This window comes from Pseudomonas sp. Pseusp10 (assembly GCF_059492225.1).
In genome coordinates this window covers 6154260-6179899 of sequence record NZ_CP168528.1, presented here as the reverse complement: position 1 = coordinate 6179899, position 25640 = coordinate 6154260, and the positions used below count along the sequence as shown (strand labels likewise).

At 60.9% G+C, this 25640-nt stretch carries 24 protein-coding genes; 16 read left to right on the top strand and 8 right to left on the bottom strand.

Annotated features, from left to right (window positions below; translation table 11 throughout):
• The first annotated feature begins 129 nt into the window (after positions 1-129).
• The 5 genes from ACEN8Z_RS28110 (at position 130) to ACEN8Z_RS28090 (ending at position 6010) form a co-directional block, all read left to right on the top strand.
• Positions 130-1620: an aldehyde dehydrogenase gene (locus ACEN8Z_RS28110; RefSeq protein ID WP_495596328.1), complete on the top strand. Its 1491-nt coding sequence runs from the start codon at positions 130-132 to the stop codon at positions 1618-1620.
• A gap of 21 nt (positions 1621-1641) precedes the next feature.
• Complete coding sequence (locus ACEN8Z_RS28105; RefSeq protein ID WP_495596327.1) at positions 1642-3012, top strand: aspartate aminotransferase family protein; 1371 nt, start codon at positions 1642-1644, stop codon at positions 3010-3012.
• 377 nt (positions 3013-3389) lie between these two features.
• The gene (locus ACEN8Z_RS28100) at positions 3390-4376 is read left to right on the top strand and encodes an ABC transporter substrate-binding protein (protein WP_007994022.1); all 987 of its coding nucleotides are present in this window, start codon (positions 3390-3392) and stop codon (positions 4374-4376) included.
• A gap of 9 nt (positions 4377-4385) precedes the next feature.
• Positions 4386-5189 carry an ABC transporter permease gene (locus tag ACEN8Z_RS28095; RefSeq protein ID WP_007975817.1) on the top strand — a complete coding sequence of 268 codons (804 nt, stop codon included), beginning with the start codon at positions 4386-4388 and terminating at the stop codon, positions 5187-5189.
• Positions 5177-6010: an ABC transporter ATP-binding protein gene (locus tag ACEN8Z_RS28090; RefSeq protein ID WP_007994023.1), complete on the top strand. Its 834-nt coding sequence runs from the start codon at positions 5177-5179 to the stop codon at positions 6008-6010. The genes ACEN8Z_RS28095 and ACEN8Z_RS28090 overlap by 13 nt, the downstream gene beginning before the upstream one ends.
• Before the next feature lie 144 nt (positions 6011-6154).
• Here the strand turns inward: ACEN8Z_RS28090 and ACEN8Z_RS28085 are convergent, their stop codons facing one another.
• Both ACEN8Z_RS28085 and ACEN8Z_RS28080 read right to left on the bottom strand, forming a co-directional pair.
• Positions 6155-7234 (bottom strand): endonuclease/exonuclease/phosphatase family protein, encoded by a 1080-nt coding sequence (locus ACEN8Z_RS28085; RefSeq protein WP_495596326.1) that lies wholly within the window; start codon positions 7232-7234, stop codon positions 6155-6157.
• 66 nt (positions 7235-7300) lie between these two features.
• The gene (locus ACEN8Z_RS28080) at positions 7301-7975 is read right to left on the bottom strand and encodes a YciC family protein (RefSeq protein WP_495596325.1); all 675 of its coding nucleotides are present in this window, start codon (positions 7973-7975) and stop codon (positions 7301-7303) included.
• A gap of 178 nt (positions 7976-8153) precedes the next feature.
• Between ACEN8Z_RS28080 and ACEN8Z_RS28075 the strand changes: the two genes are divergently transcribed.
• From ACEN8Z_RS28075 to ACEN8Z_RS28065, 3 genes are all read left to right on the top strand, one after another.
• Positions 8154-8930, top strand: a complete 777-nt coding sequence (locus tag ACEN8Z_RS28075; RefSeq protein WP_495596324.1) for a DUF2076 domain-containing protein — start codon at positions 8154-8156, stop codon at positions 8928-8930.
• 125 nt (positions 8931-9055) lie between these two features.
• Positions 9056-9535 carry a LabA-like NYN domain-containing protein gene (locus ACEN8Z_RS28070; RefSeq protein WP_007990686.1) on the top strand — a complete coding sequence of 160 codons (480 nt, stop codon included), beginning with the start codon at positions 9056-9058 and terminating at the stop codon, positions 9533-9535.
• Between the two features lie 22 nt (positions 9536-9557).
• On the top strand, positions 9558-10169 hold the full coding sequence (locus ACEN8Z_RS28065) for a 3'-5' exonuclease (protein WP_495596323.1): 612 nt from the start codon (positions 9558-9560) through the stop codon (positions 10167-10169).
• A gap of 131 nt (positions 10170-10300) precedes the next feature.
• Here the strand turns inward: ACEN8Z_RS28065 and ACEN8Z_RS28060 are convergent, their stop codons facing one another.
• Positions 10301-10756, bottom strand: coding sequence for an Lrp/AsnC family transcriptional regulator (locus tag ACEN8Z_RS28060; protein ID WP_429518514.1), 456 nt, complete (start codon positions 10754-10756; stop codon positions 10301-10303).
• Between the two features lie 163 nt (positions 10757-10919).
• On the opposite strand from ACEN8Z_RS28060, the gene yedA reads away from it, so the two are divergent.
• Complete coding sequence (yedA, locus tag ACEN8Z_RS28055; RefSeq protein ID WP_495596322.1) at positions 10920-11849, top strand: drug/metabolite exporter YedA; 930 nt, start codon at positions 10920-10922, stop codon at positions 11847-11849.
• Between the two features lie 78 nt (positions 11850-11927).
• Entirely contained in the window at positions 11928-13265 is a 1338-nt protein-coding gene (gene rhlE1 / locus ACEN8Z_RS28050; protein WP_495026944.1) for an RNA helicase RhlE1, read from the top strand.
• 116 nt (positions 13266-13381) lie between these two features.
• Here the strand turns inward: rhlE1 and ACEN8Z_RS28045 are convergent, their stop codons facing one another.
• Positions 13382-14623, bottom strand: coding sequence for a TIGR03862 family flavoprotein (locus ACEN8Z_RS28045; protein WP_495596321.1), 1242 nt, complete (start codon positions 14621-14623; stop codon positions 13382-13384).
• A gap of 280 nt (positions 14624-14903) precedes the next feature.
• The gene (locus tag ACEN8Z_RS28040; protein ID WP_495596320.1) at positions 14904-15824 is read right to left on the bottom strand and encodes a histone deacetylase family protein; all 921 of its coding nucleotides are present in this window, start codon (positions 15822-15824) and stop codon (positions 14904-14906) included.
• 78 nt (positions 15825-15902) lie between these two features.
• Here ACEN8Z_RS28040 and ACEN8Z_RS28035 point away from each other — a divergent pair, with 78 nt between their 5' ends.
• The 3 genes from ACEN8Z_RS28035 to ACEN8Z_RS28025 all read left to right on the top strand — a co-directional run bounded on the left by ACEN8Z_RS28035 (position 15903) and on the right by ACEN8Z_RS28025 (position 18036).
• Positions 15903-16472: a GNAT family N-acetyltransferase gene (locus ACEN8Z_RS28035; protein ID WP_495596319.1), complete on the top strand. Its 570-nt coding sequence runs from the start codon at positions 15903-15905 to the stop codon at positions 16470-16472.
• 104 nt (positions 16473-16576) lie between these two features.
• Positions 16577-17446 (top strand): acyl-CoA thioesterase II, encoded by an 870-nt coding sequence (gene tesB, locus ACEN8Z_RS28030; RefSeq protein WP_007995359.1) that lies wholly within the window; start codon positions 16577-16579, stop codon positions 17444-17446.
• On the top strand, positions 17443-18036 hold the full coding sequence (locus ACEN8Z_RS28025; RefSeq protein ID WP_008052432.1) for an HAD family hydrolase: 594 nt from the start codon (positions 17443-17445) through the stop codon (positions 18034-18036). The genes tesB and ACEN8Z_RS28025 overlap by 4 nt, the downstream gene beginning before the upstream one ends.
• 146 nt (positions 18037-18182) lie before the next feature.
• On the opposite strand, the gene ACEN8Z_RS28020 is transcribed toward ACEN8Z_RS28025, so the two are convergent.
• Together ACEN8Z_RS28020 and ypfJ are read right to left on the bottom strand one after the other, a co-directional pair.
• Entirely contained in the window at positions 18183-19142 is a 960-nt protein-coding gene (locus tag ACEN8Z_RS28020; protein ID WP_495596318.1) for an alpha/beta fold hydrolase, read from the bottom strand.
• A complete protein-coding gene (gene ypfJ / locus ACEN8Z_RS28015; RefSeq protein ID WP_495596317.1) occupies positions 19142-20035 on the bottom strand; it encodes a KPN_02809 family neutral zinc metallopeptidase in 894 nt (297 codons plus the stop codon). The genes ACEN8Z_RS28020 and ypfJ overlap by 1 nt, the downstream gene beginning before the upstream one ends.
• A 167-nt stretch (positions 20036-20202) precedes the next feature.
• Here ypfJ and ACEN8Z_RS28010 point away from each other — a divergent pair, with 167 nt between their 5' ends.
• Positions 20203-20979, top strand: a complete 777-nt coding sequence (locus ACEN8Z_RS28010; RefSeq protein WP_116264096.1) for an IclR family transcriptional regulator — start codon at positions 20203-20205, stop codon at positions 20977-20979.
• A gap of 125 nt (positions 20980-21104) precedes the next feature.
• Complete coding sequence (locus ACEN8Z_RS28005; RefSeq protein WP_007995364.1) at positions 21105-21989, top strand: DMT family transporter; 885 nt, start codon at positions 21105-21107, stop codon at positions 21987-21989.
• Positions 21990-22035: 46 nt separating this feature from the next.
• Here ACEN8Z_RS28005 and ACEN8Z_RS28000 read toward each other — a convergent pair whose 3' ends face one another.
• Positions 22036-23373, bottom strand: a complete 1338-nt coding sequence (locus ACEN8Z_RS28000) for an MFS transporter (protein WP_495596316.1) — start codon at positions 23371-23373, stop codon at positions 22036-22038.
• Positions 23374-23641: 268 nt separating this feature from the next.
• On the opposite strand from ACEN8Z_RS28000, the gene quiC reads away from it, so the two are divergent.
• Complete coding sequence (quiC, locus tag ACEN8Z_RS27995) at positions 23642-25543, top strand: 3-dehydroshikimate dehydratase QuiC (protein ID WP_495596315.1); 1902 nt, start codon at positions 23642-23644, stop codon at positions 25541-25543.
• The last annotated feature ends 97 nt before the right edge of the window (positions 25544-25640 follow it).

The window sequence follows — 25640 nt, the reverse complement described above, 5'->3', positions numbered from 1 at the left end:
ATGCTGCGCCAGAAGGGAGATTGGCTACGTAGTTTTTTCTTGGCCTGCGAACACATTTTTACTGGTTTTCCACCGCTTGGGCCTGAGCGACTATCCAATACACAAGAATGTCCTCTGGAGCATCTGAACGTGTTCGAGCTTGAGTATTGGCAACGCAAGGCCGCTTCCCTGCGGTTTCCCAACCAGGCCGTAATCGACGGCCAGCGCCGTGCGGCGCAGTCGGGGCAGACTTTCGCCGCAATCAATCCAGCCACCGGGCAATGCCTGGCCAATGTCGCGGCCTGTGGCGAGGAAGACGTGAACGCGGCGGTGCGCAATGCGCGGCAAGTGTTTGAAGCCGGCACCTGGTCGGCACGTTCGCCGACCGAGCGTAAACAAGTGCTGTTGCGCCTGGCCGAATTGATCCTTGAAAACCGTGAAGAACTGGCGCTGCTCGATTCGCTGAACATGGGCAAGCCCGTCGTGGATGCCTACAACATCGACGTGCCAGGTGCCTCTGGTGTGTTCCGCTGGTACGCCGAGAGCCTCGACAAACTCTACGACCAGATCGCTCCGAGTGCGCAGAACGTTCTGGCGACCATCACCCGCGAAGCCCTTGGCGTGGTGGCTGCCGTGGTGCCGTGGAATTTTCCGCTGGACATGGCCGCGTGGAAACTCGCCCCGGCCCTGGCCGCTGGTAACTCGGTGATTCTCAAGCCGGCCGAGCAGTCGCCGTTTTCGGCCTTGCGTCTGGCTGAGCTGGCGCTTGAAGCTGGTGTGCCTGCGGGTGTGTTGAACGTGCTGCCGGGCCTCGGCGAGCAAACCGGCAAGGCCCTCGGCCTGCACCCGGACGTCGATTGCCTGGTGTTCACCGGCTCCACCGAAGTCGGCAAATATTTCATGCAGTACTCGGCGCAATCGAACCTCAAGCAGGTGTGGCTGGAGTGCGGTGGCAAGAGCGCGAACCTGGTGTTCGCCGATTGTCAGGATTTGGACCTGGCCGCCGAGAAAGCTGCGTTCGGCATCTTCTTCAATCAGGGCGAAGTCTGTTCGGCCAACTCGCGGTTGCTGGTGCAGCGTTCGATTCATGACGAGTTCGTCGAACGCCTCAAGGCCCAGGCCGAGCGCTGGCAGCCGGGCGATCCGCTGGATCCGTCGAGCGCTGCTGGTGCCATCGTCGACAGCCGTCAGACTGCGCGCATCATGAAGTTCATCCAGCAGGCCGAGCAGCAAGGCGCAACCAAGGTTTGTGGCGGTCGGCAGTCGATCTTCAACGGCTCGGACAATTTCATTCAGCCGACGATTTTTACCGGCGTGACGCCGGACATGCCGCTGTTTCGCGATGAAGTATTCGGCCCGGTGCTGGCCGTCACGGCGTTCGACGACGAGGCCCACGCCTTGCACTTGGCCAACGACAGCGTCTACGGGCTGGCGGCTTCGCTGTGGACCGACGACCTCAACCGCGCCCACCGAGTGGCGCGACAATTGCGGGCGGGTACGGTGTCGGTCAACAGCGTCGATGCGCTGGACGTGACCGTACCTTTTGGCGGCGGCAAGCAGTCCGGTTTCGGCCGCGACCTGTCCCTGCATTCATTCGATAAATACACCCAGTTGAAGACCACCTGGTTTCAATTGCGCTGATAACAAAACGGAGAACTGGCGATGACCACACCACGTGAAACCCGCGACTACCAGGCCGCCGACGCTGCGCACCACATCCATGCGTTCGTCGATCAGAAAGCCCTCAACGACGAAGGGCCACGGGTGATGGTCCGTGGCGAACGCTTGCACCTGTGGGACAACGACGGCCGGCGTTACCTCGACGGCATGTCCGGGCTGTGGTGCACCAACCTCGGTTACGGGCGCAAGGACCTGGCGGCCGCGGCGAGCCAGCAACTGGAACAGCTGCCGTACTACAACATGTTTTTCCACACCACCCACCCGCAGGTGATCGAGCTTTCCGAGTTGCTGTTCAGCCTGCTGCCAGGGCACTACAGCCACGCGATCTACACCAACTCCGGCTCCGAAGCCAACGAGGTGTTGATCCGCACGGTGCGTCGTTACTGGCAGGTGCTCGGCAAGCCCGAGAAGAAAATCATGATCGGCCGCTGGAACGGTTACCACGGTTCGACCCTGGCCGCGACGGCACTGGGCGGCATGAAGTTCATGCACGAAATGGGCGGCATGATTCCGCACATCGAGCACATCGACGAGCCGTACTTCTTCGCTCACGAGGGCAACCTGACGCCAGCCGAATTCGGTCTGCGTGCGGCACAGCAACTGGAAGCGAAGATTCTCGAACTGGGTGCGGACAAGGTCGCAGGCTTCATCGCCGAACCGTTCCAGGGCGCTGGCGGCATGATCTTCCCGCCAGAAAGCTACTGGCCGGAAATCCAGCGTATCTGCCGCAAATACGACGTTCTGCTGTGCGCCGATGAAGTGATCGGCGGCTTCGGTCGTACCGGCGAATGGTTCGCCCATGAGTACTTCGGTTTCGAGCCGGACACCCTGTCCATCGCCAAGGGCCTGACCTCGGGTTACATCCCCATGGGCGGCTTGATCCTGTCGAAAAAAATGGCCTCGGTGCTGGTGGAGCAGGGCGGCGTGTTTGCCCACGGCCTGACCTATTCCGGGCACCCGGTGGCGGCGGCAGTGGCGATTGCCAACCTCAAGGCCCTGCGCGATGAAGGCGTGGTGACGCGGGTCAAGGAAGACATCGGCCCGTACCTGCAACAGTGCCTGCGCGAAGTGTTCGGCAAGCACCCGCTGGTGGGTGACATCCAGGGCACGGGAATGGTTGCGGCACTGCAACTGGCGGAAGACAAAAACAGCCGCAAGCGTTTTGCCAACGAGAACGACATCGCCTGGCGTTGCCGCACGATTGGCTTCGAGGAAGGGGTGATCATTCGCTCGACGCTGGGCCGGATGATCATGGCGCCGGCGTTGATTGCCAGTCGTGAAGAGATTGATGAGCTGGTCGGCAAGACCTTGAAAGCGGTGGATCGAACGGCGCAGGAATACGGCCGGCTCTGATCTCAACTGAAGGTCTGCGGACCTTAATCGCGAGCAAGCTCGCTCCCACATTGGCTTTGTGTCTGACACAGACCCCCTGTGGGAGCGAGCTTGCTCGCGATAGCTATTGCTCAAACAACACATTTCCCATGTCTTGCACCCACCCCGTGCATCCCCGCCCACAACGCCCGTTCGCGGTGCGCGCTAACGAGTTTTTTCATCGTTCGCATCCACATATTTCCTCATTTTCCTAATCCCGCCCTTGGGCCAACATCGATCTCGCCAGCCCGCCGAATGCTGCCCGCCGAAGGGTCCCTCAGAGACCACAGGTAGCAGCCGATTCAGGGCTTGCCGTACTGCCCATGACAAAACTAAATCAACAGCTTTGGGAGTGCTCCATGATCAAGTCCTTGCTTACGCGCGTTGCCCATCCACTGGCGATCACCGCCATCGCCGCGACGGTCGCCACCAGCGCCCAGGCCGGCACCCTGTCCATCGGTCATACCACCTGGGTCGGCTACGGCACCCTGTACCTGGCCCAGGACCTGGGCTACTTCAAGGAAAACGGTTTGACCGTCGAATTGCCGGTGGTCGAAGAAGCGGCGATGTACATGGCCGCACAAGCTTCCGGTGAGTTGTCCGGTTCGGCGTCGACCATTGACGAGGTGCTCAAGTACCGTCCGCAATTCTGCTTCAAGGCCGTGGCCGCGCTGGACGACAGCCATGGTGGCGACGGCGTGCTGGTGGGCAAGGACGTCAAGAGTCTGCAAGAGCTCAAGGGCCAGGCCGTGGCGGTGAACGAAGGTTCGACCTCGCAGTTCTGGTTGTCGTATCTGCTGAAAAAGAACGGCATGAAAATGAGCGACATCACCGTGCAGAACATGACGGCCGACGATGCCGCCACCGCGTTCATCGCCGGTCGTGTACCCGCTGCCGTGACCTGGGAGCCGCACCTGTCGATGGTGCGCGACAAGAAACAGGGCAAGGTGCTGGTCGACAGCAGCAGCACGCCGGGTGTGATCGTCGACGTGGTGGCATTGAACTGCACCGTCATCGAAAAACAGCCGGAAGACGTCAAGGCACTGGTGGCCGGTTTGTACAAAGCCGTGCAGTACACCAAGGATCATCCGCAGGAAGCCTACAAAATCATGGCCAAGGGAGTTGGCGGTTACCTGGCCGATCCGAAGGAACTCGAAGCGGCCGCCCAAGGCGTGCGGTTCTACGATCAGGCCATGAGCGAAAAACTGCTGGGTGCGCCGGGCAAACCGGGCGACAGCGCGCCGCTGATCAAGCTGGCCAACGAGACCGCCAGCGAGCTGCAAGGCAAGCCCTACAACGTCAGCAATGACGACCTGATCGACAACCGCTTCGTCACCCCGCTCTAGGAGGTTTGCATGTTCAAGCGCAATTCATGGCTGAGCCGCTGCATCACGCCCAAGACCGGCCTGCCGGTGTCGGTGATCTGGAGCGCGAGTGGTCTGGCCTGGGTGCTGCTGGTCGGCCTGTGGGCCGGCTTGTCCTACGGTGGCGTGGTGCCGGGCATGTTCCTGCCCACACCGGGCGCGGTGGTCGAGGCCGCCGTACGCCTCGGTCGCGACGGCACCCTCGGCCAGCATGTGTGGGCCAGCGTCGAAGTGGTGATGGTCGGTTTCATCGTGTCGTCCCTGGTGGCCGTGCCGCTGGGACTGTTGATGGGCAGCTTCCGTATCGTCCAGGCGTTCTTGGAGCCGATGGTCAACTTCATTCGCTATTTGCCGGTGACCTCGTTCGTACCGCTGTTCATCCTGTGGATCGGCATCGGTCTGGAACAGCGGGTTTCGGTGATCATCTTCGGCGTGTTCTTCCAGCAACTGGTGATGATCGCGGACGTGTCCAAAGGTATTTCCAAGGACCTGATCAATGCCTCCTATACCCTCGGTTCGAACCGTCGTGATGCGGTGCTGCACGTGATCGCTCCAGCTTCGCTACCCGGCGTGCTCGATACCCTGCGAGTGACCATGGGCTGGGCCTGGACTTACCTGGTGGTGGCTGAACTGGTCGCCGCTTCCAGTGGCCTGGGTTACCTGAGCCTCAAGGCCATGCGTGGCTTCCAGGTGGATGTGATTTTCCTCGCCATCGCGATCATCGGCCTGCTGGGCCTGGTCACCGATCAACTGTTCCGTTTTCTCCGTCTGAGGATCACCGCATGGGCTCAGTAACCGCCGCCACTCATCGTTTTGTCGCTCCTCAGATTGCCCCGGTGAACGCACCACGGCTGCAAGTGGACAAGGTCAGCCTGCGTTACAAGAAGCCCGATGGCGGAACCTTTACCGCGTTACAGGAGGTGTCGTTCGAGGTGCCGGACCAGCAATTCGCTGTCCTGGTGGGGCCTTCGGGCTGCGGCAAGTCGAGCCTGCTGTACCTCACGGCCGGCCTGGCCGAACCGACCTCGGGCGAGATTTACGTCGGCGGCCAACAGGTGGAAGGCCCCGGTGCGGATCGCGGCATGGTGTTCCAGAGCTACACGCTGTTCCCATGGCTGACCGTGCGGCAGAACGTCGAGTTCGGCCTCAAGCGTCGCGGCATGCCGGCGGCGCAACGCAAGGACATCGTCGACTACTACGTCAATGAAGTGGGCCTGAGCGGCTTTGCCGACAATTATGCCAAGCAGTTATCCGGCGGGATGATGCAGCGTGTCGCCATTGCCCGCGCGCTGGCCAATGACCCGCAGATCCTGCTGATGGACGAACCCTTCGGCGCCCTCGACAGCCAGACGCGCCTGCAAATGCAGCAGTTGTTGCTGCGGGTGTGGGGCAACAGCAAGAAGACCGTATTGTTCGTGACCCACGACATCGACGAGGCGATTCTGCTCGGCGACCGGGTCTATGTCATGGGTGCCAGGCCTGGGCGGATCAAGCAGATCCTCGATGTGCCGATCGAACGTCCGCGGAACCTGGACATGGTCATGGAGCGCTCGTTCATCGAGATGAAGCGCGAGATCTTCGGGCTACTGCATGATGATCTGGAAGAGGTGCATTAAACCTGATTCGAGCCGATGCACCATCCCTGTGGGAGCGAGCTTGCTCGCGATAGCGATTTGTCATTCAACAATGATGTCGACTGACACGAAGCCATCGCGAGCAAGCTCGCTCCCACAGGTTTTGCATCTGACTTGAATGAGGTGTTAAGGCGCAGCCGGCAACAGGAACCGGGCAATCACCGGCAAGTGATCGGAGATACGCAATGTATCGTCTTGCCTCACCATGGCTTCGACCCGTTTGATCCGCGGACTGTAGAACAGGTAATCGACGGTCCGGTCCGGGCCGTTCAGCCCGGGATCGTTCGGGTAATGCGTCAGCCAGCGCTCGCGGTCGATACCACTGGCTTCGTTGTTGGTCGGGATCATCGGGTACTTGTCCCACAGCACATGCAACGCACTGTCGGCGGAGTAGGGTGTGCGTTGCACATCGGGCAGGCGTCGATACTGGCCCAGCGGCAACAGGTTGAAATCCCCACCGATCAGCCACGGCGTGCCACGGCTTTCGAATTTATCGAGGGCCCTGGCCACGGTGTTCACCTGGTCTTGCAGGGCATTGTCGGCTTGGGTGGCGCGGTCCAGATGGGTATTGAGCACTGCCAGCTGCCCGCCATCACTCAACGGCAAGTAGCTCACCAGCAAGGCGTCTCTGGGTTTGAACTGGCGGCTGACCGGATTGCCCGAGGCGACGGGCAGTTGCAGACGTTCGGCATGTTCGATCTGGTAACGGCTCAGGGTTGCCAGTTGCCGACCGACGCTGCCGAAAATGTGCGGGTTCGGCACGAAGTCGGCCTTCCAGTCGAAGGCGCTGGTGCCACACGGATACAAGTCGGCGAGCCGTTCCTGCAGCAGTTTGAACTGGTGCTGGTAATCGCTGGCCTTGGCGCCGTCGTCCAGCTCCTGCAACAGCACGATGTCCGGTTGTTCGTCGCGAATCACCCGCGCCACTTCGTCAAGGCTGAAGGCCATGTCTTCCGCTGTGGGGCGTTCGTCGTTGCCGGCGGCCAGGTCATTCCAGAACACGTAACGCTTGCCGGCCAGGTACTGGACGTTCCAGGTCATCACCTTCAGCGCCTGCCCGGGGACCAGGGTGGGTGCCTGGGCACTGCAACTGACTGGCAAAACTTCTTTGGTGTCGGGGCGCCAGGTCAGGCTGTAGATCATCACGGCGGTCAGACCGGTCACGATCAGCAGGCCCAGCAGGGTGTAGCGCAGTAGACGGGTCATGGCTCGGCTTATTGGCGTTACAAAGTTGTTCCCGAGCATACCCGAGAGCGATGGTTGCGCCCTAGGTCAGAGCGAGCTGTCATTTCTCTCAGGCAACGGGTTGATCAGCATGAACAAACGGAACAGCACCACGCTGGTAAACAGCTGCAGGAAACTGTGGGCGCTGTCGATCAGCAGCGAAATCACCGGGTTTTGCGGTTCCGGATACACCGCCAGGGTCGCCCCCTTGAGCAACCACAACGGCCCCATCACACACAGAATGCACAGCAGGATGCGCAGAAAGTGACCTTGGGTCATGCGCAGGCTTTCCTTCATGGCCGCCAGCGGCGCCAGGCCTCGCAACACCAGCAGATACTCACCAAACGCCAGGGTCACCATCAGGTAGATACCCGGCAGGAAGTACAGCGACAGGCCGAGCAGAATCAGCACGGTATTGAGCGCCGTCAGCAGGGCGAAGCGTGGCCACAGGCTTGCCGCCATCGCCAGCAGGTCGCGGTTGCGCGGCGACTCGCCCCGGCTGCGGGCGTCGAGAAACAGAATCAGCGCGGCGGTGTACAGCGGGTACACCAGCAGGCCGACAATCACGCTGATGCCGGGGAAACTGTCCGGCTCCGTGGAGTGGTCGACCACTTGTTGCAGCAGCGCCTCAAGAATCACCAGCGGCAGGCACAGTTGCACGATCTGGCCCAGATTGCGCTTGAAAAAATACAGCGAGTCACGCAGGACATCTAACGGATTCATCAGTTGGTATCGCAGGTTGGAAGCAGTGGCTCACTTTAACCGATCAAACGCTCGGGGACGCAAACGTAAACGTTCGGTAAAGGTCATTGAAACATCTTGTTTCAGCCTCCATTAAGGTTGAGCACCTTATCCTCAGTGGATAAAGGCAACGATTTTCCCGGCAATCTACGAGGTCGCCATGAACAGCGAAGAACAAACCCTGATCGATGGACTGTTTTCCCGGCTGCAACAGGCCGAAACGGACTCAGCCCCGCGCGACGCCCAGGCCGAGGCGCGGATCAAGGAACACCTGACGCGCCAGCCTGCGGCAGGCTATTTCATGACCCAGGCGATTCTGGTGCAAGAGGCGGCGATCAAGAGCCTCGATGAACAGAACCAGCAACTGACCCGGCAAGTCCAGCAATTGCAGGCCGAGCTGCAACAGGCCAAGGCTCAGGCAACCCCGGCTCCGGCACCGGGTAGCGGTGGCTTTTTGTCGAGCATCTTTGGCGGCAGCTCTCGTGAGCCACAGCCGGCACCCACCCAGAGCGCACCACCATCGAGCGGTGGCTGGCGTGAGCCGGGGCGCTCGTCGTTTGGCGCACCACCGCCCCAACAGAACTTCGGCGCCCCGCAGCAAAACTTTCCACAGCAGGGCTATGCACCCCAGCAACAGGCCCCGGCAGCGGCCGGCAGCAGTTTCCTCGGTGGCGCATTGAAAACCGCGGCCGGTGTCGCCGGTGGTGTGATGCTGGCTCAAGGCATCAGCAGCCTGTTCCATCACAATCAGCAACCGGAAATCGTTGAAGTCATCAAGGAAGAGCCGGCCCAGGTCAACGACCAGGGCAACAATGGCTGGGGCGATGACCAGCGCATGGCTGGTAACGACTCCTACAGCAACGATCAGAGCGGGTTCAGCGACGCTGACTACAGCGATGACTCGTTATTCGGCGGCGACGACGATTCCTTCGTCTGACACACCTGTGGCGAGGGAGCTTGCTCCCTCGCCACATAGCCGATTATTCGCGGAACAATCCTTCAGGCTGGCATACTGGGCGACTTCTCGGGCCTGGTGCCTGATTCAGCCTTTGAGGAAAGCCGGTGAAAAAAATCGCAGTGTTCGCCGATGTCCAGAACCTCTACTACACCGTGCGTCAGGCCTATGGTTGTCACTTCAACTACGCCGCGCTGTGGGCTGACATCAGCAAACAGGGCGAGATCGTCGAAGCCTACGCCTACGCCATCGACCGTGGCGACAGCAAACAGCAGCAGTTCCAGCAGATCCTGCGCAACCTCGGCTTCACCGTGAAGCTCAAGCCTTACATCCAGCGCAGCGATGGTTCGGCCAAGGGCGACTGGGACGTGGGCATCACCCTCGACATCATGGATGCCGCCGATCATGTCGACGAAATCGTGCTGGCCTCCGGCGATGGCGATTTCGACATGCTGCTCGAACGCATCATCAGCAAACATGGCGTGCAAGCGGTGGCCTACGGCGTACCGGGCCTGACCGCCAACTCGCTGATCCGCGCCGCCAGCCGCTACGTGCCAATCGAAGGCGCGTTGCTGCTCAAGAATTGATTTTTACGGAGTTGAACCAGGTTTGGAACGCATAGCAGTCATCGACTTTGAAACCACCGGGATCTCCCCGAGCAGCAGCTGCCGGGCCACGGAAATTGCCGTGGTGATCCTTGAGCAGGGGCGCATCGTCGAGCGTTACCAAAGCCTGATGAACGCCGGCGTGCGCGTCCCGGCCTTCATCGAGCAGCTCACCGGCATCAGCAACGCCATGCTGCACACCGCGCCGTCGGCGGAGCAGGTGATGAACGAAGTGAATGAATTCGTCGGCACCACACCGTTGCTCGCGCACAACGCGGCATTCGACCAGAAGTTCTGGGACTTCGAACTGGGGCGAATCAAACGCACCCGCTTGCAGAACTTTGCCTGCTCGCTGCTATTGGCCCGGCGCCTGATGCCCGCCGCGCCGAACCACAAACTCGGCACCCTCACCACGTTTGCCAACCTGCCCCACACCGGCAAGGCTCACCGGGCCCTGGCCGATGCCGAGATGGCCGCCAACCTGACGGCGCACCTGGAGAAAGAGTTGCTCCAGAAGCATGGCCTGCGCGAGCTGTCCCATGACTTGCTGTGCAAGTTGCAGAAGGTCCCGGCGGCAAAAGTGGGCGAGCATCTCAAGCGCTATCGCGGGTTCTGAATACACCGCAAACCCCCTGTAGGAGCGAGCCTGCTCGCGATGAACCCGAGAACAGTGCGGGGTGTCAGGTTTCCCGCGTTATCGTTGGCGACCATCGCGAGCAGACTCGCTCCTACAGGTTCCGCGTTCGATCAAAGCTTGCCATTCCCTTCGATATGCCCCAACGGCACCCGCTTTTCTATCGCACTGGACAGCACGATCGACGTCTTGCTGAACCCGAACGTGGCGATCCGGTTGATCAGCTCTTCCAGCTCCGGCATCGAGCCCACCGCGGCTTGCATGATCACGCACGGGTCGCCGGTCACCCGATGGCATTCGGTCAGTTGCGGGATCTTGATCAGGTCGTCGTAGGCTTTCTGGTTGCCGTGCTGGTTCAGGCGCAGTTCGATCACGCACTGGATCGGCAGGCCCAGTTTGGCCATGTCGACCTTTGCCTGATAGCCGGTGATCACGCCGTTGGCTTCGAGCTTGGCCACGCGCTCGGCCACGGCCGGGGCGGACAGGTTGACCTTGCGCGCCAGGTCCGCGTAGGACGCGCGACCGTTTTCCAGCAACGCGCTGAGCAGCATGCGGTCGTATTTGTCCATGGGACGACTCCTGAAAATGACTGGCTTTCGAAAACACGGTTTATCGCAAGAAACTCCGTGTTTTGAAAAGTGTACCGGTGCGATAAACAGGTTTTGTAACTTATTTTCCGCTGTTGGCCTTTCTAGAATAGCCGTTCACTTGTCTTGCCTGCGAGCTGCCCCCATGCCTGCCCCACGTCGCTTTCCCTTGCCACTGATCGCCGCCTTCTTCGCGCTGTACGTGATTTGGGGTTCGACCTACCTGGTGATTCGCATCGGCGTGGAATATTGGCCGCCGCTGCTGCTCGCCGGGATCCGTTTCGTCATCGCCGGGACCATGATGTACGCCTTCCTGCGCTGGCGCGGGGCGCCGGCGCCGACCTGGGCGCAGTGGAAAGCCGCCGGGGTCATCGGCGTGTTGCTGCTCGCCTGTGGTAATGGTGCGGTCAGTGTCGCCGAGCACACCGGTGTGGCTTCCGGTGTCGCCGCGTTGGCGGTGGCGACGGTGCCGCTGTTTACCTTGCTCTGTGGGTATTTCTGGGGCGCGCGTAATACCCGTCTCGAATGGGCCGGGATTGTGCTCGGGTTGATCGGCATTGCCATGCTCAATCTTGGCTCCAACCTGCAATCGAGTCCGTTGGGCGCGGCGTTGCTGATATTCGCGGCGGCAACCTGGGCCTTTGGCTCGGTGTGGAGCAAACACTTGCCGTTGCCCCAAGGCGCGATGGCCAGTGCCGTGGAAATGCTGGTGGGTGGCGTGGTGCTGCTGATCGGCAGTGCGGTCAGTGGTGAACACCTGGAGAAAGTGCCGCCGATCGAAGGCTGGGCAGCCTTGGCGTACTTGACCGTCTTCGGTTCGATCATCGCCTTCAACGCCTACATGTACCTGTTGAAACACGTGCGTCCGGCGGCGGCCACCAGTTATGCCTACGTCAACCCGGCGGTGGCAGTGTTGCTGGGGATCGTGTTCGTCGGTGAAACCATCGGCATCGAAGAAGCCCTGGCGATGGCGGTGATCATCAGTGCCGTGGTGCTGATCGGATTACCGCAGTGGCGTCGGGCGCCGGTTAAGCCTGTGGTGACGGTGGTGCCGACAGAATCCCGTGTGAATTAGGGTAAACTGCGCGCCATTGCATCTCGTTTTGCACACTTGTTTTGAACAACCCGCGCTGATTTTTCCTACGGTACTCCCATGACTTTCGCCACCCTTGGCCTGATCGAACCCTTGCTGCGCTCCCTCGAGACGCTCGGCTACCAGACTCCGACGCCGGTTCAGGCGCAGGCCATTCCGGCGGTGCTGGCCGGTCGCGACCTGATGGCCGCCGCCCAGACCGGCACCGGCAAGACCGCCGGTTTTGCCTTGCCGCTGTTGCAACTGCTGGCCATGGAAGGGCCGAAAGTCACCGCCAACTCGGTACGCGCGCTGATCCTGGTGCCAACCCGCGAGCTGGCCGAGCAGGTTCACGAAGCCGTACGCCAGTACGCCGAGAACCTGCCGTTGCGCACGTATGCGGTATACGGCGGCGTCAGCATCAACCCGCAAATGATGAAGCTGCGCAGCGGCGTCGACCTGTTGGTGGCGACCCCGGGCCGCTTGCTCGACCTGTTCCGCCAGAACGCGCTGAAGTTCAACCAGTTGCAAACCCTGGTGCTGGACGAAGCCGATCGCATGCTCGACCTGGGCTTTTCCGAGGAGCTGGCGAACATTTACCGCGCGCTGCCGAAAAAACGCCAGACGCTGCTGTTCTCCGCGACCTTCTCCGACGACATCCGCCTGCTGGCCGGGCAGATGCTCAACGACCCGTTGAGCATCGAAGTCAGCCCGCGCAACGTCGCGGCCAACACCGTCAAGCAATGGATCGTGACGGTGGACAAGAAGCGCAAGCCGGAGCTGTTCGTGCACCTGATGCGCAAGGGCAAGTGGAAGCAGGTGCTGGTGTTCGCCAAGACCCGCAACGGTGTGGACGCGCTGGTGGAGAAACTTCAGGGCCTGGGCATCAATGCCGACGGCATCCACGGCGACAAACCCCAGGCGACCCGTCAGCGCGCACTGGACCGTTTCAAGGCAAGTGAAGTGCAGATCCTGGTCGCCACCGACGTCGCCGCCCGTGGTCTGGACATCGAGGACTTGCCGCTGGTGGTCAACTTCGACCTGCCGATCGTGGCCGAGGACTATATCCACCGCATCGGTCGTACCGGCCGCGCGGGTTCGACCGGTGAGGCGATTTCCCTGGTGTGCGCCGATGAAGTGAATCTGCTGTCGGCCATCGAGATGCTGACCCGCCAGACGCTGAAACGTCAGAACGAGCCGGACTTCGAACCTGAGCACCGGGTGCCGGATACCGATGCCAGCGGCCAGGTCGTCAAGAAGCCGAAGAAACCGAAGAAGCCTAAGGCTTCCGGCGGTGGCGGCAAGCGCAATCTGGGTAAATGGGTGGACAGCGGGGAAGTTGCTCCGGCGGAGCCTTCGATCAAGCCCGTGCGCAAAGTGCCGGTGTTCAATACCGGGCCGCGTAAGCGCAAACCTTAAAATACGCAGCGTTAATTAAGCCGCCTTCGCGAGCAAGCCCGCTCCCACAGGGGATTTGTGCACGACACAGATCCCCTGTGGGAGCGGGCTTGCTCGCGAAGGGCGCGCCTCGGTCTTCAAGCCTGGCGCTTCAGCCACTCCACCATCCCCAACCCCGCCGTTCGCCCACTGGCGAAACACGCGGTCAGCAGATAACCGCCTGTCGGCGCTTCCCAATCAAGCATTTCCCCGGCGCAAAACACGCCAGGCATTTGCTTGAGCATCAATCGCTCATCCATCGCCTCGAACAGCACACCGCCAGCGCTGCTGATGGCCTCGTCCAGTGGACGGGTTTTCACCAGTGTCAGGGGCAATGCCTTGATCGCATTCGCCAGCAAGGCCATGTCGGCAAAGCACTCGACGCTGGTCAGTTCACGCAATAGCGCCGCTTTTACCCCATCGATGCCCAACTGACTGTGCAGGTGTTTGGCCATGGAGCGCGATCCCCGGGGCTTGCTCAACGCCGCCTGAACTTTATCCACAGGCCGGCCGGGCAGCAGGTCCAGATGAATCGTTGCCGAACCGTGCCGGTTGATTGCTTCGCGGATGGGGGCCGACAGGGCGTAGATCAAACTGCCCTCGATCCCGGTGGCGGTGATCACACATTCGCCGAGTCGGGGCACGTCATCGTTGAGACCGATGGCGATATTTTTCAGCGGCGCGCCGGCGAATTTGCTGACCATCAATTCGCTCCAGGCCTGCACCTCGAAGCCGCAATTGCTCGGTTGCAACGGCGCCAGTCCTACGCCGTGCTGCTCCAGTGGCAGCATCCATGCGCCGTCCGAGCCCAGGCGCGACCAACTGCCGCCACCGAGGGCCAGCAGGGTGGCATCGGCTTGAACGGTCTTCTCGCCTTCCGGGCTGTCGATGCGCAATCCGCCAAGCTCGTCCCAGCCCAACCAGCGGTGGCGGGTGTGGATAACTACGCCGCTGTCGCGCAGGCGCTTGAGCCAGGCGCGTAGCAGCGGCGCGGCTTTCATGTCAGTGGGGAATACCCGGCCGGAGCTGCCGACGAAGGTTTCGATACCTAGCTCGTGAATCCACTGGCACAGCGCTTCGGCACCGAAGCCGCGCAGCAGCGGGGCGATCTGCGGGGCGCGTTCGGCGTAGCGCGAGAGAAACGCCGGGTAGGCTTCGGAGTGAGTGATGTTCATGCCGCCGACCCCAGCCAGCAGGAATTTTCGCCCGACCGAAGGCATACCGTCGTACAGGTCGACCTTGATCCCGGCCTGGCTCAACACTTCAGCGGCCATCAAACCGGCAGGGCCGCCGCCGATGATGGCGACGCGGGAAGGGGAAGCGGTTGAGGGCTGGGTCATGATGAGAGCTGCGGCATGGCTGGATAAGCCGCGCATTCTAGCAGCCCGAATCCCTGTGGGAGCGAGCTTGCTCGCGATGACGTCGGCACACTCAACGCCTATGTATCTGACACACCGCTATCGCGAGCAAGCTCGCTCCCACATTTGAGCTGTGGTGTTTTCAGAGGTGGTTAAAAAACAATCAGGATTCTGCAACCCATGGCCCGTGAGGGCTGTAAGCCCTTTCACTCAGGTTATCCACAGGCAGTTCCACAGGCATTGTGGGTAAAGCATCCACAGCTCAGTGACAACCTGATGACTGCCAGACGCGCTGCGCGCTGTGATGGAGGATGCCGTGACGGCGGGCCAGGGCCTGGCGGTCCTTGCTGTAGCCGCCGCCGATCACCCCGACCAGCGGAATGTCGCGGCCCAGGCAATGGCGCATCACGCTTTCATCGCGGGCGGCGACGCCTTCGTCTGTCAGCTTCAGATAACCCAGGGCGTCGTCCTTATGCACATCGACCCCGGCGTCATACAACACCAGATCCGGCTGGTAGAGCGGCAGCAGGTAGTTGAGTGCATCGTCCACCACTTTCAGGTAATCGGCATCGCCCATGCCGTTGGGCAGCGCAATGTCCCAATCACTTTCGGCTTTGCGTGCGGGAAAGTTCTTCTCGCAGTGCAGGGAAACGGTCACCGCCTCTGGAGTGTTGTGCAGTATTCGTGCAGTCCCGTCGCCCTGATGCACGTCGCAATCGAAGATCAGCACCCGATTCACCCGACCACTTTCCAGCAGGTAATGGCTGATCACCGCCAGGTCGTTGAAGATGCAGAACCCGGCCGGGTAGTCGTAGTGCGCGTGGTGGGTGCCGCCCGCCAGGTGACAGGCCAGGCCATGTTCCAGCGCCTGCTCGGCCGCCAGCAACGAGCCACCGACCGCCCGCACCGTACGCCGGGCCAGGGCTTCGTTCCAGGGCAGGCCGAGGCGGCGCTGGTCTTCGCGGGACAATTCGCCACTCATGTAGCGTTCGATATACGAAGGGTCATGGGCGAGGGCGAGAATGTCTGCGGGACACAATTCCGGGCGCAACAGGTCGGCGTCGCGGGTCAGGCCACTGTCCACCAGGTGATCGCGCAGCAGGCGAAACTTGTCCATGGGGAAGCGGTGGTCCGCCGGAAACTCGGGGCTGTAGTCTTCGTGATAAATCAGCGGGAGCGGCATGATGATTTCATTCAGGAATGAGAGAAGGATCCTACCAGCGTTGTAGACTTGCGGCATGCAATCGGAGGGCGGGGAGCAATGGAGCCAATACTGGAACTTGAAAGCGCTCGGCTGCTGTTGCGCCAGTGGCGTGATGAAGATTTGCCGGAGTTTGCGGCGATGTGTGCCGATCCGCAGGTCATGCGCTACTTCCCGGCGATCATGAGCCGACTGGAAAGCGCATCATTGATCGGGCGAATCCGTGGTCATTTCGCCGAGCATGGTTATGGTCTCTGGGCCTTGCAGCGAAAAGATTCCGGCCAGTTCATCGGGTTTACCGGGCTCAGCGTGGTCGGATTCGACGCGCCTTTCACCCCCGCCACGGAAATCGGTTGGCGCCTGGCCCGTGAGCACTGGGGGTTGGGTTATGCCAGCGAAGCGGCGTGGACCGCTCTGCGCTGCGGGTTCGACCGCTTGCCGCTGAAAGAGGTCGTGGCCTTCACCACGCAAACCAATCTGCCCTCAGAGAAAGTCATGCAGGCCATCGGCATGCACCATGATCCGGAAAATGACTTCGATCACCCGCGGCTCGAAGCCGATCATCCGTTGCGTCGGCACGTGCTGTATCGCATCAGCCGCGAGCAATGGCTGCAAACCTTGCATGGATAACCTGACACGGACGTTTACAATGGCCCTCATGGGCAGAGTCCAGAAACTGAATCGAGCGTTGCAGCCAAGGCTGCGCGGCAATGTTTTGCGTGAGGAGCATCTGAATGAGCCAAGTGTTGGATGATCTGGTCGACCTGCTGACCCTGGAACCGATCGAAGAAAACCTGTTCCGTGGCCGTAGCCAGGACCTGGGCTTTCGTCAGCTGTTCGGTGGTCAGGTGCTTGGCCAGTCGCTGTCGGCGGCCAGTCAGACGGTTGAAGAGGCGCGCCATGTGCATTCGATGCACGGCTATTTCCTGCGTCCGGGTGATGCCGGGTTGCCGGTGGTGTATCAGGTAGACCGAGTGCGTGACGGTGGCAGTTTCAGCACGCGCCGGGTGACGGCTATCCAGAAGGGCCACCCGATCTTTACGTGCAGTGCGTCGTTCCAGTACGACGAAGAAGGCTTCCAGCACCAGAGCGAAATGCCGCAAGTGGTCGGTCCGGAAAACCTGCCATCGGAGCTGGAGATCACCCAGCAGCGCGCGCACCTGATCCCCGAGAAAATGCGCGAAAAACTGCTGTGCCCGAAGCCGATCGAATTTCGCCCGGTGACCGAGAAAGATCCCTACAACCCGCTGCCCTCCGACCCGGTCAAGTACGTCTGGTTTCGTGCCGACGGCGCTTTGGCCGACTCGCCGGCGCTGCACAAGTATTTGCTCGCTTACGCATCGGACTTTGGCTTGTTGACCACCTCGATGCAGCCCCACGGCAAGTCGGTGTGGCACAAGGACATGCAGGTCGCCAGCCTCGATCACGCACTGTGGTTCCATCAGGATCTGCGCGCCGATGACTGGTTGCTCTACGCGATGGACAGTCCGTGGGCCGGCAACTCCCGTGGATTCTCCCGGGGCAGTGTGTTCAATCGTGCCGGGCAACTGGTGGCTTCGGTCACCCAGGAAGGCTTGATCCGTCACCGTAAGGATTGGGCATGAGTCTGGCCGACGTGCGTCACTGGGTGTTCGACATGGACGGCACCCTGACCGTGGCCGTGCACGACTTCGCGGCGATTCGCGTGGCGTTGGCAATCCCTGCCGAACACGACATCCTGACCCACCTCGCCGCACTGCCGGCCGATGAGGCCGCTGCCAAACATGCGTGGCTGCTGGAGCATGAGCGGGACCTGGCCCTCGGTTCACAACCGGCGCCGGGAGCGGTGGAGCTGGTGCGCGAGCTGGCCGGGCGCGGTTATCGCCTGGGCATTCTCACGCGCAATGCCCGGGAGCTGGCGCATGTCACGCTGGAGGCCATTGGCCTGGCCGACTGCTTTGCGCTGGAGGATGTGTTGGGCCGCGATGATGCACCGCCCAAACCGCATCCAGGCGGGCTGCTGAAACTGGCCGAAGCGTGGAAAGTGCCGGCGAGCGAGATGGTAATGGTGGGTGATTACCGCTTCGATCTCGATTGCGGGCGAGCGGCGGGTGCGCGCACGGTGCTGGTGAATCTGCCGGATAATCCGTGGCCGGAATTGACCGATTGGCATGCGGCGGATTGTGTCGAATTGCGGCAGATGCTGTCAGCTTGACGAATTTGTTGTCTGCCAAACCGCCATCGCGAGCAAGCTCGCTCCCACATGGATCTGGATGAACTCAAAGGTATTTGGAACACCAGAGAACCACTACTGTGGGAGCGAGCTTGCTCGCGATGGCGTCAATTCAGGCAGCCTGAAACTCACTGCCCAAACAACGCCTTCTGCCCCTCCGGCGACGTAAACATCCCGTCCCCGTTATGCCCGACTCCGGGTACTTCAATCAGTTGCTGATTCAACCCTTGCGGTTGCAGCCGCTTCAGATAGTCAAAGTAAAAACGCCCGCGGGCCAATCGATAAGGTCCCTGTGCCTTGGCTTCGCAGCTTTTATCCAGCGCCGGATGATTCGGGTCGGTGTCCTGCTGGCCCAGTAGATAAACGATGTCGCGCTTGAGGTACTTTTCCTGCAGTTGAGCGGGAGTTTGTCCTTCGGCGTAAGCGGGCAAATCCGTCAGCCCATATTTCCAGCGATTGAATTGCGGGCAACCGGCGTGGCTGAATGCCACCGGCCGGCGTTCATCGAAATAGGCGTAGGACGAGGGGTTGGCGATCACGTACCGCACCTCCACGCCTGCGGCTTCGAGGGCCGGCTGATCATGACCGAGCAACGCATAGCGCTGAACCACCTGCGCGCCGCCTGAGTGCCCGGCGATGATGATTTGCTTCACATCCGGAAACTGCTGGCGGTCACCCAGGCGGGCGATGATTTCGTCGAGCGCGGCGTAGGAACTCAGCCGAAACGGTGCCGTGGATTCGCCGCCAGCCATCCATTCATTGCCTTGCCAGCGCAAAACGGTGTCGGCCACCGGATGGACCGCAACATCGGTTTCATTGAGGAATTGCGGGGCGATCACCAGGGTCGTTGCACTTTGCCCGGCCAGTTCGGCCGCGTGCTCACCGCTTTGCAGATAGGTTTGCGCGTTGCGCAGGCGACCGTGGAGGATGATCAGCACCCGTTCGATTTTTGCCGGGGCAGGGCTGATGCCCACCGCGATTTCACCTGATTTCAACAACAGGCGCCCTGAGCTGAGGTCTTTGACCCCATGCTCGGCGGCCTGGGACGTTGCGCAAGTAAACAGAACAACCAACAACCACTTCTTCATTACAGATTTTTCGTCGCAAAGGTATCGCACTGGCTTACCTGGCCTTGGGCGAAACCGGTTTTGAACCAGCGCACCCGTTGCGCCGACGTACCGTGGGTGAACGAGTCCGGGACCACACGGCCCTGACCCTGTTGCTGCAAACGATCGTCGCCGATGGCGTTCGCTGCATTCAGTGCTTCTTCGATGTCGCCCGGTTCCAGCCAGTTCAGGCGCTTCTGCGCATTGTTGGCCCAGACGCCGGCCAGGCAATCGGCTTGCAGTTCCTGGCGAACCAGCAAACCGCCGTCGCCTTCCATCTGCCGGCCTTGTTGGCGTGCGGCCTGAATTTTCGCGGACACCCCGAGCAAGGTCTGCACATGGTGTCCGATTTCGTGGGCGATCACGTAGGCCTGGGCGAAGTCGCCCGCGGCGGAAAAACGTTGGGACATCTCCTGGAAGAACGCCATGTCCAGATAGACCTTCTGGTCGGCCGGGCAATAGAACGGGCCGGTCGCCGAGGAGGCCAGACCGCAGGCCGAATTCACGCGGTTGCTGAACAGCACCAGGGTCGGGTCTTTGTATTGGCGGCCGGCCTGCTGGAATATCGCGCCCCAGGTGTCCTCGGTGTCGCCGAGGATCGAACGCACGAATTCCGCGCTTTCATCATTGACTGGTGGTGCCTTGCGACTCTGGTTGGTGGCGGGTGCCGATTGCTGGCCCATTTGCCCGGTCAGTTGCCCGAGGATTTGCAGCGGGTCCTGGCCAGTGATCCAGCCGATGCCGACGATCAGGAGGATCGCCGCCAGGCTCAGGCCCTTGCCACCGCCGAAGCGCACCCCGCCGCCGCCACTGCCGACATCATCACCACGGGCATCGACCACGTTGTCGCTGCGTCGGCCTTTTCTCCATAGCATGTGGGAATCCTCTTCTGTTCCGGGTAAAGCATCCGTGCGATGAGTGTTGCTGCCAAGTGGGAGCGGCGCCACTCCGGTCGTCAGACTACCGGTTGTGCGACTGGTTCCGAATTTTGCTTCGTGGGGCTTCTCTTCTAGAATCAGCCAAATTTTGTTTGGGACCTACCATGGCTGGCAGTCAGATCGAACGTGTCTTCAGCGTGCTGGAAAGCCTGACCGGTGAACCGCAGGGTTTGCCGATGCAAACGCTGGCCGAGCAACTGGAAATCCCTAAAAGCGCGACTCATCGGTTGCTCGCCGAACTGATTCGCCTGGGTTACGTGCGGCAGAATCCGGACAACCTGCGCTATCACCTGTCGACCAAACTGGTGGCCATGGGCTTTCGATACCTGTCCGGCAGCGGTGCGGATATCGTTCAGCCGGTGCTCGATCGTCTGGCCGGGGAAACCGGTGAGCTGGTGCGTCTGGGGGTGATCCAGGGTGAACGACAGGTCTGGATCGCCAAGTCCCAGGGCGCCCGCTCGGGGCTGCGCTACGACCCCGACATGGGGCGCGATGCGCCTTTGTTCTACACGGCTTCCGGGCATGCGTGGCTGGCGTGCATGAGCGATGCCGAGGCGCTGTCTCTGGTCGAGCGGCAAGGGGCCGAATTGCCTCGGGACGTCGGGCCTAATGCACCGCGTTCGAGTATTGAGCTGCTGGAGCGTTTACGCCTGGCGCGGGAGCAAGGCTACGCGTGGGTCGAGGAAAGTTCGGCGGTGGGCACCTCGGCGATTGCCGCCGTGGTCCGTCATCCACTGGATGGGCGGGTCATTGGCGTGCTCAGTATTGCCGGGCCAAGCGCGCGAATGCCCGGTGCGCGTTTGCATGAGTTGGCGTCGACCCTGTTGAAGTACACCGAAGAGCTTTCGCTGGCGAGCCAGGCGTCAGAGTTGTTCAGTTGAACGCGATGTCCGCTTGAATAAACAGTGTGCGGTATTCGCACACTTTCTTGAGTCGTCGATGTCATAAAATGGAACCGGATTCTAAATTATTCAAGCCTCGCCTCCACTCATAAAAGGACCTCGTCTTGACGTCGCCCAGCAGCACCCCGCTTTCCGGCGTCAATCAGCCCTTCAAAGGGATCCTGCTGATCGTTGTCGCGACTTTCCTGTTTTCCAGCCATGACGCTTTATCGAAGTACCTTTCCGGGTTCTATCCGATTGTCATGGTGGTGTGGGCGCGCTATGTGGTTCACACCCTGCTGATGGCGGGGATTTTTCTGCCGCAATCCGGGTTGCGTGTCCTGCGCACCAAACGACCGATGCTGCAGTTGTTCAGGGCGTTGTGCCTGTTGGGCACCAGCCTGTTCTTCACCACGGGTTTGCAGTACATCCCGCTGGCCGAAGCCACGGCGGTCAACTTTCTTGCGCCAGTGCTGGTGACGGCGCTATCGGTACCGTTGCTGAAGGAGCGGGTGACGCGTGGTCAGTGGATCGCGGTGATTTGCGGATTCATCGGTGTGCTGATCATCGTGCACCCGGGAGGGGAGTTGTTCACCCCGGCGGTCTTGCTGCCGCTCTGCTCGGCGCTGTTTTTCTGCTTCTATCAACTGCTCACCCGCAAGCTCAGCGAAGTCGATAGCCCGACCACCAGCAACTTCTTTGCCGGCCTGTGTAACACCCTGGTGATGAGCGCGCTGGTGCCGTTCTTCTGGCAACTGCCGAGTCTGATGCACGGGGCGATGATGCTGGCGCTGGGCGCGTGCGGGATGACTGCGCATCTGTTTCTGACCCAGGCGTTCCGCCATGCCGCGCCGGCCTTGCTGGCGCCATTCGGCTATTGCCAGATTGTGTTTGCCGGGTTGTTGGGCTGGCTGCTGTTTGCGCACACGCCGACCCTGACCACCGTGGTCGGTATTGCGGTGATCTGTTGCAGCGGACTGGCGGCAGCGTGGCAGCAAAGCCGTCGCTGAAAGAGAGGCGTCAGGCCTGAAATCAGGCCTGACGCGGTAGGGCGTATTACTCAGTGATGGTCGGAATCTTGCGCGGTGCCATGAAGTACATCCAGGTCAGTGCGATGAAATACATCGCCGGAATCAGGGTGAACAGCACGGTGTAATTGTTGTTGGTGACGGTCAGGATGTGGCCGACCAATTGGGTCATGAACATCCCGCCAATCGCTGCGCACATGCCGCCGAAGCCGAATACCGTGCTCATCATGTGCTTGGGCGTGTAGTCCATCACCAGGCTCCAGATGTTCGCGGTCCAGGCCTGATGCGCGCCGATGGCCAGGGAGATGGCGAATACGGCAACCCACAGATTGCTGGAGCCGGCGGCCATGATCACGCCGATGATGCAGCAGGCGAACAGGAACATGGACATCAGTCGCGCCTTGATCGGGTTGACTCCGCGACCGATCAGGAACGAGGAGAGGATGCCGCCGCCGACACTGCCGAAGTCGGCGGTGAGGTAGATGATGATCAGCGGGATACCCATCTGGGTCACGTTGATGCCCAGGTTGTATTGCTGGTTGAGGAACGGCGGTAGCCAGTACAGGTAGAACCAGAACACCGGCGCGGTCATCGAGTAGGCGAGGGCGAAGGCCCAGGTGCCACGCATGCGCAGGATTTTCGAGAACGGTACGCGGGTTTGTTCCGGTTCGACTTCGTTCTGGATGTAGTCCAGTTCCGACTGTTTGACGCTTGGGTGATCCTCCGGGTTGAAGTACTTCAGCCCCCAGAACAGCAACCAGATTCCGCCCAGTGCCGACATGCACAGGAACGCGGCTTGCCAGCCCCAGACGTGCAGGATCAGTGGCAGCAGCATTGGCGTGAACATCGCGCCGACGTTGGTGCCGGCGTTGAAAATGCCGGTGGCTACGGCACGCTCGCCGGCCGGAAACCACAGCCGTGTGGTTTTCACGCAAGCCGGGTAGTTGGCCGCTTCGGTCAGGCCGAGGATGAAGCGACAAACCATGAAGCCAACCGCCGAAGTGGCCAGGCCGTGGGCGCCGGTCGCCAGACTCCAGAGCAGCACCGCGCAGAAGAACACGCGCTTGACACCGACCCGGTCGATCAAACGGCCTTGCAACACGAAACCGATCGCGTAACCGACCTGGAACCAGAAGTTGATGTTGGCGTAGTCCATCGCCGTCCAGCTCATTTCCTTGGCCAGGATTGGCTGCATCACGCCGAGGGCGGCGCGGTCGATGTAGTTCAGGGTGGTGGCGAAAAACACCAGTGCCAGCATGCCCCAACGGGTTTTGCCGACCGCCATGGCGCCGCGGATTTTGTCGCCGATGCCACCGGCAGTGATGTTCATGGCCGGAGCCATGCGTGAGCTTTGGGAAGGAATCATGTGTACCACCCGTTTTTTGAATTTGTTATTTGGTGTTTTGGACATCGCGGCCGGTGCTGCGTGTCCGGACTTAATGTGAGGACGATGTTGGGCAGTGGACAAAAAATCGTCAATTCGCCAACCACCATTGTGTTCGATAATCGAACACAAAACTAACTGGGTAGTACACTTTAAATTGCTCAATGGGCAACCCGGCTCAATAATCCGCTCACTCTTTTAAAAGCGGCGCAAATTCCCTGTAGCCGAAGCCTCCACCGGGAGCCTAAATATGCAGCGTTCCATTGCCACCGTGTCTTTGAGCGGCACCCTGCCGGAAAAACTCGAGGCCATTGCCGCCGCCGGATTCGACGGCGTCGAGATATTCGAGAACGACCTTCTCTACTACGACGGCAGCCCGCGGGAAATTAAACAGATGTGCGCCGATCTCGGGATCGCCATCACCCTGTTTCAACCGTTCCGCGATTTCGAGGGCTGTCGGCGTGATCGTCTGCCGCGCAATCTGGAACGCGCCGAGCGCAAGTTCGACCTGATGCAGGAGCTGGGCACTGACTTGGTGCTGGTGTGCAGCAACGCCTCGGCCGAGTCCATCGGTGATCAACAGATTCTGGTCGACGACTTGCGGCTGCTGGCTGAGCATGCCGGGGCACGCGGCCTGCGCATCGGTTACGAAGCGCTGGCCTGGGGGCGGCATGTGAACACGTATCAACAGGTGTGGAACATCGTGCGTCAGGCCGATCACCCAAGCCTTGGCGTGTTGCTGGACAGCTTTCACACCTTGTCGCTCAAGGGTGATCCAGGTGCTATCGCCGAGATTCCCGGCGACAGGATTTTCTTCGTGCAAATGGCCGACGCGCCGATCCTGGCCATGGACGTGCTGGAGTGGAGCCGGCATTTTCGCTGCTTCCCGGGCCAGGGGGAATTCGACTTGCCGGGGTTCCTCGCACCGATCATCAAGAGCGGGTACACCGGGCCATTGTCGCTGGAAATCTTCAACGATGGCTTCCGCGCAGCCCCGCCACGAGCCAACGCCGCCGACGGCTTGCGCTCGTTGTTGTACCTTGAAGAGAAAACCCGCGAGCGTCTGGCGCAGCAAGACAAGCCTGCGGCCAACCCCGGGATTCTGTTCGAAACACCCAAGGCCAGCGAGTACAACGGCATCGAGTTTCTGGAGTTTGCCGTGGACGAAAGCCTCGGCGCCAAGCTCTCCCATTGGCTGGAGCGACTGGGGTTCGTCAAGGCCGGGCAGCATCGCTCCAAGAGCGTCAGTCTGCTGCGCCAGGGCGATATCAACCTGATCCTCAACTCAGAACCTTACTCCTTCGGCCACAGCTTTTTCGAAGCCCACGGTCCTTCGTTGTGCGCCACCGCCGTGCGGGTCAAGGACAGCGCGAGCGCATTGGCCCGAGCCGTGGCCTACAAGGGCCAGCCCTATCGCGGACTGGTCGGCCCCAACGAATTGGAGCTGGCGGCGGTGCGTGCACCGGATGGCAGCCTGATTTATCTGGTGGATCAGCACGCCGACGTTTATGGCACTGACTTCAATCTGTACCCGCAAACTCCGGTCAGCGGCGGCCTCAAACGCATCGACCACATGGCCATGGCACTACCGGCCGACAGCCTCGACAGCTGGGTGCTGTTCTATAAGAGCCTGCTGGATTTCGAGGCGGACGATGAAGTCGTGCTGCCCGATCCCTATGGTCTGGTCAAGAGCCGTGCGTTGCGCAGCCGCGACAGTTCTATCCGCCTGCCGCTGAACATTTCCGAGAACCGTAACACCGCGATCTCACACGCGCTGTCGAGTTATCGCGGCTCCGGTGTGCATCACATCGCGTTTGATTGTGATGACATCTTTGCCCAGGTCAGCCGTGCGAAAGAGGCGGGCGTGCCGCTACTGGATATCCCGCTCAACTACTACGATGACCTGGCGGCGCGGTTCGATTTCGACGACGAGTTCCTCAGCGAACTGGCCTACTACAACGTGTTGTACGACCGCGACGCCCAGGGCGGTGAACTGTTTCATGTGTACACCGAGCCGTTCGAGGGGCGATTCTTCTTTGAGATCATCCAGCGTAAAAACGCTTATGCCGGCTACGGCGCGGCCAACGTCGCGGTGCGCCTGGCGGCCATGGCCAAATCCCGTAGCGGCGCACTGCGCCAGGCGAAGTTGTAGGAAATTCGTAAACGCGGGATTAAACGTGGGCTGCGCGGCTTCCTTCACCGTGTCGCGCAGCCCATAATCGCCAGCCTGTGCAGTGATGGCCGTGAGC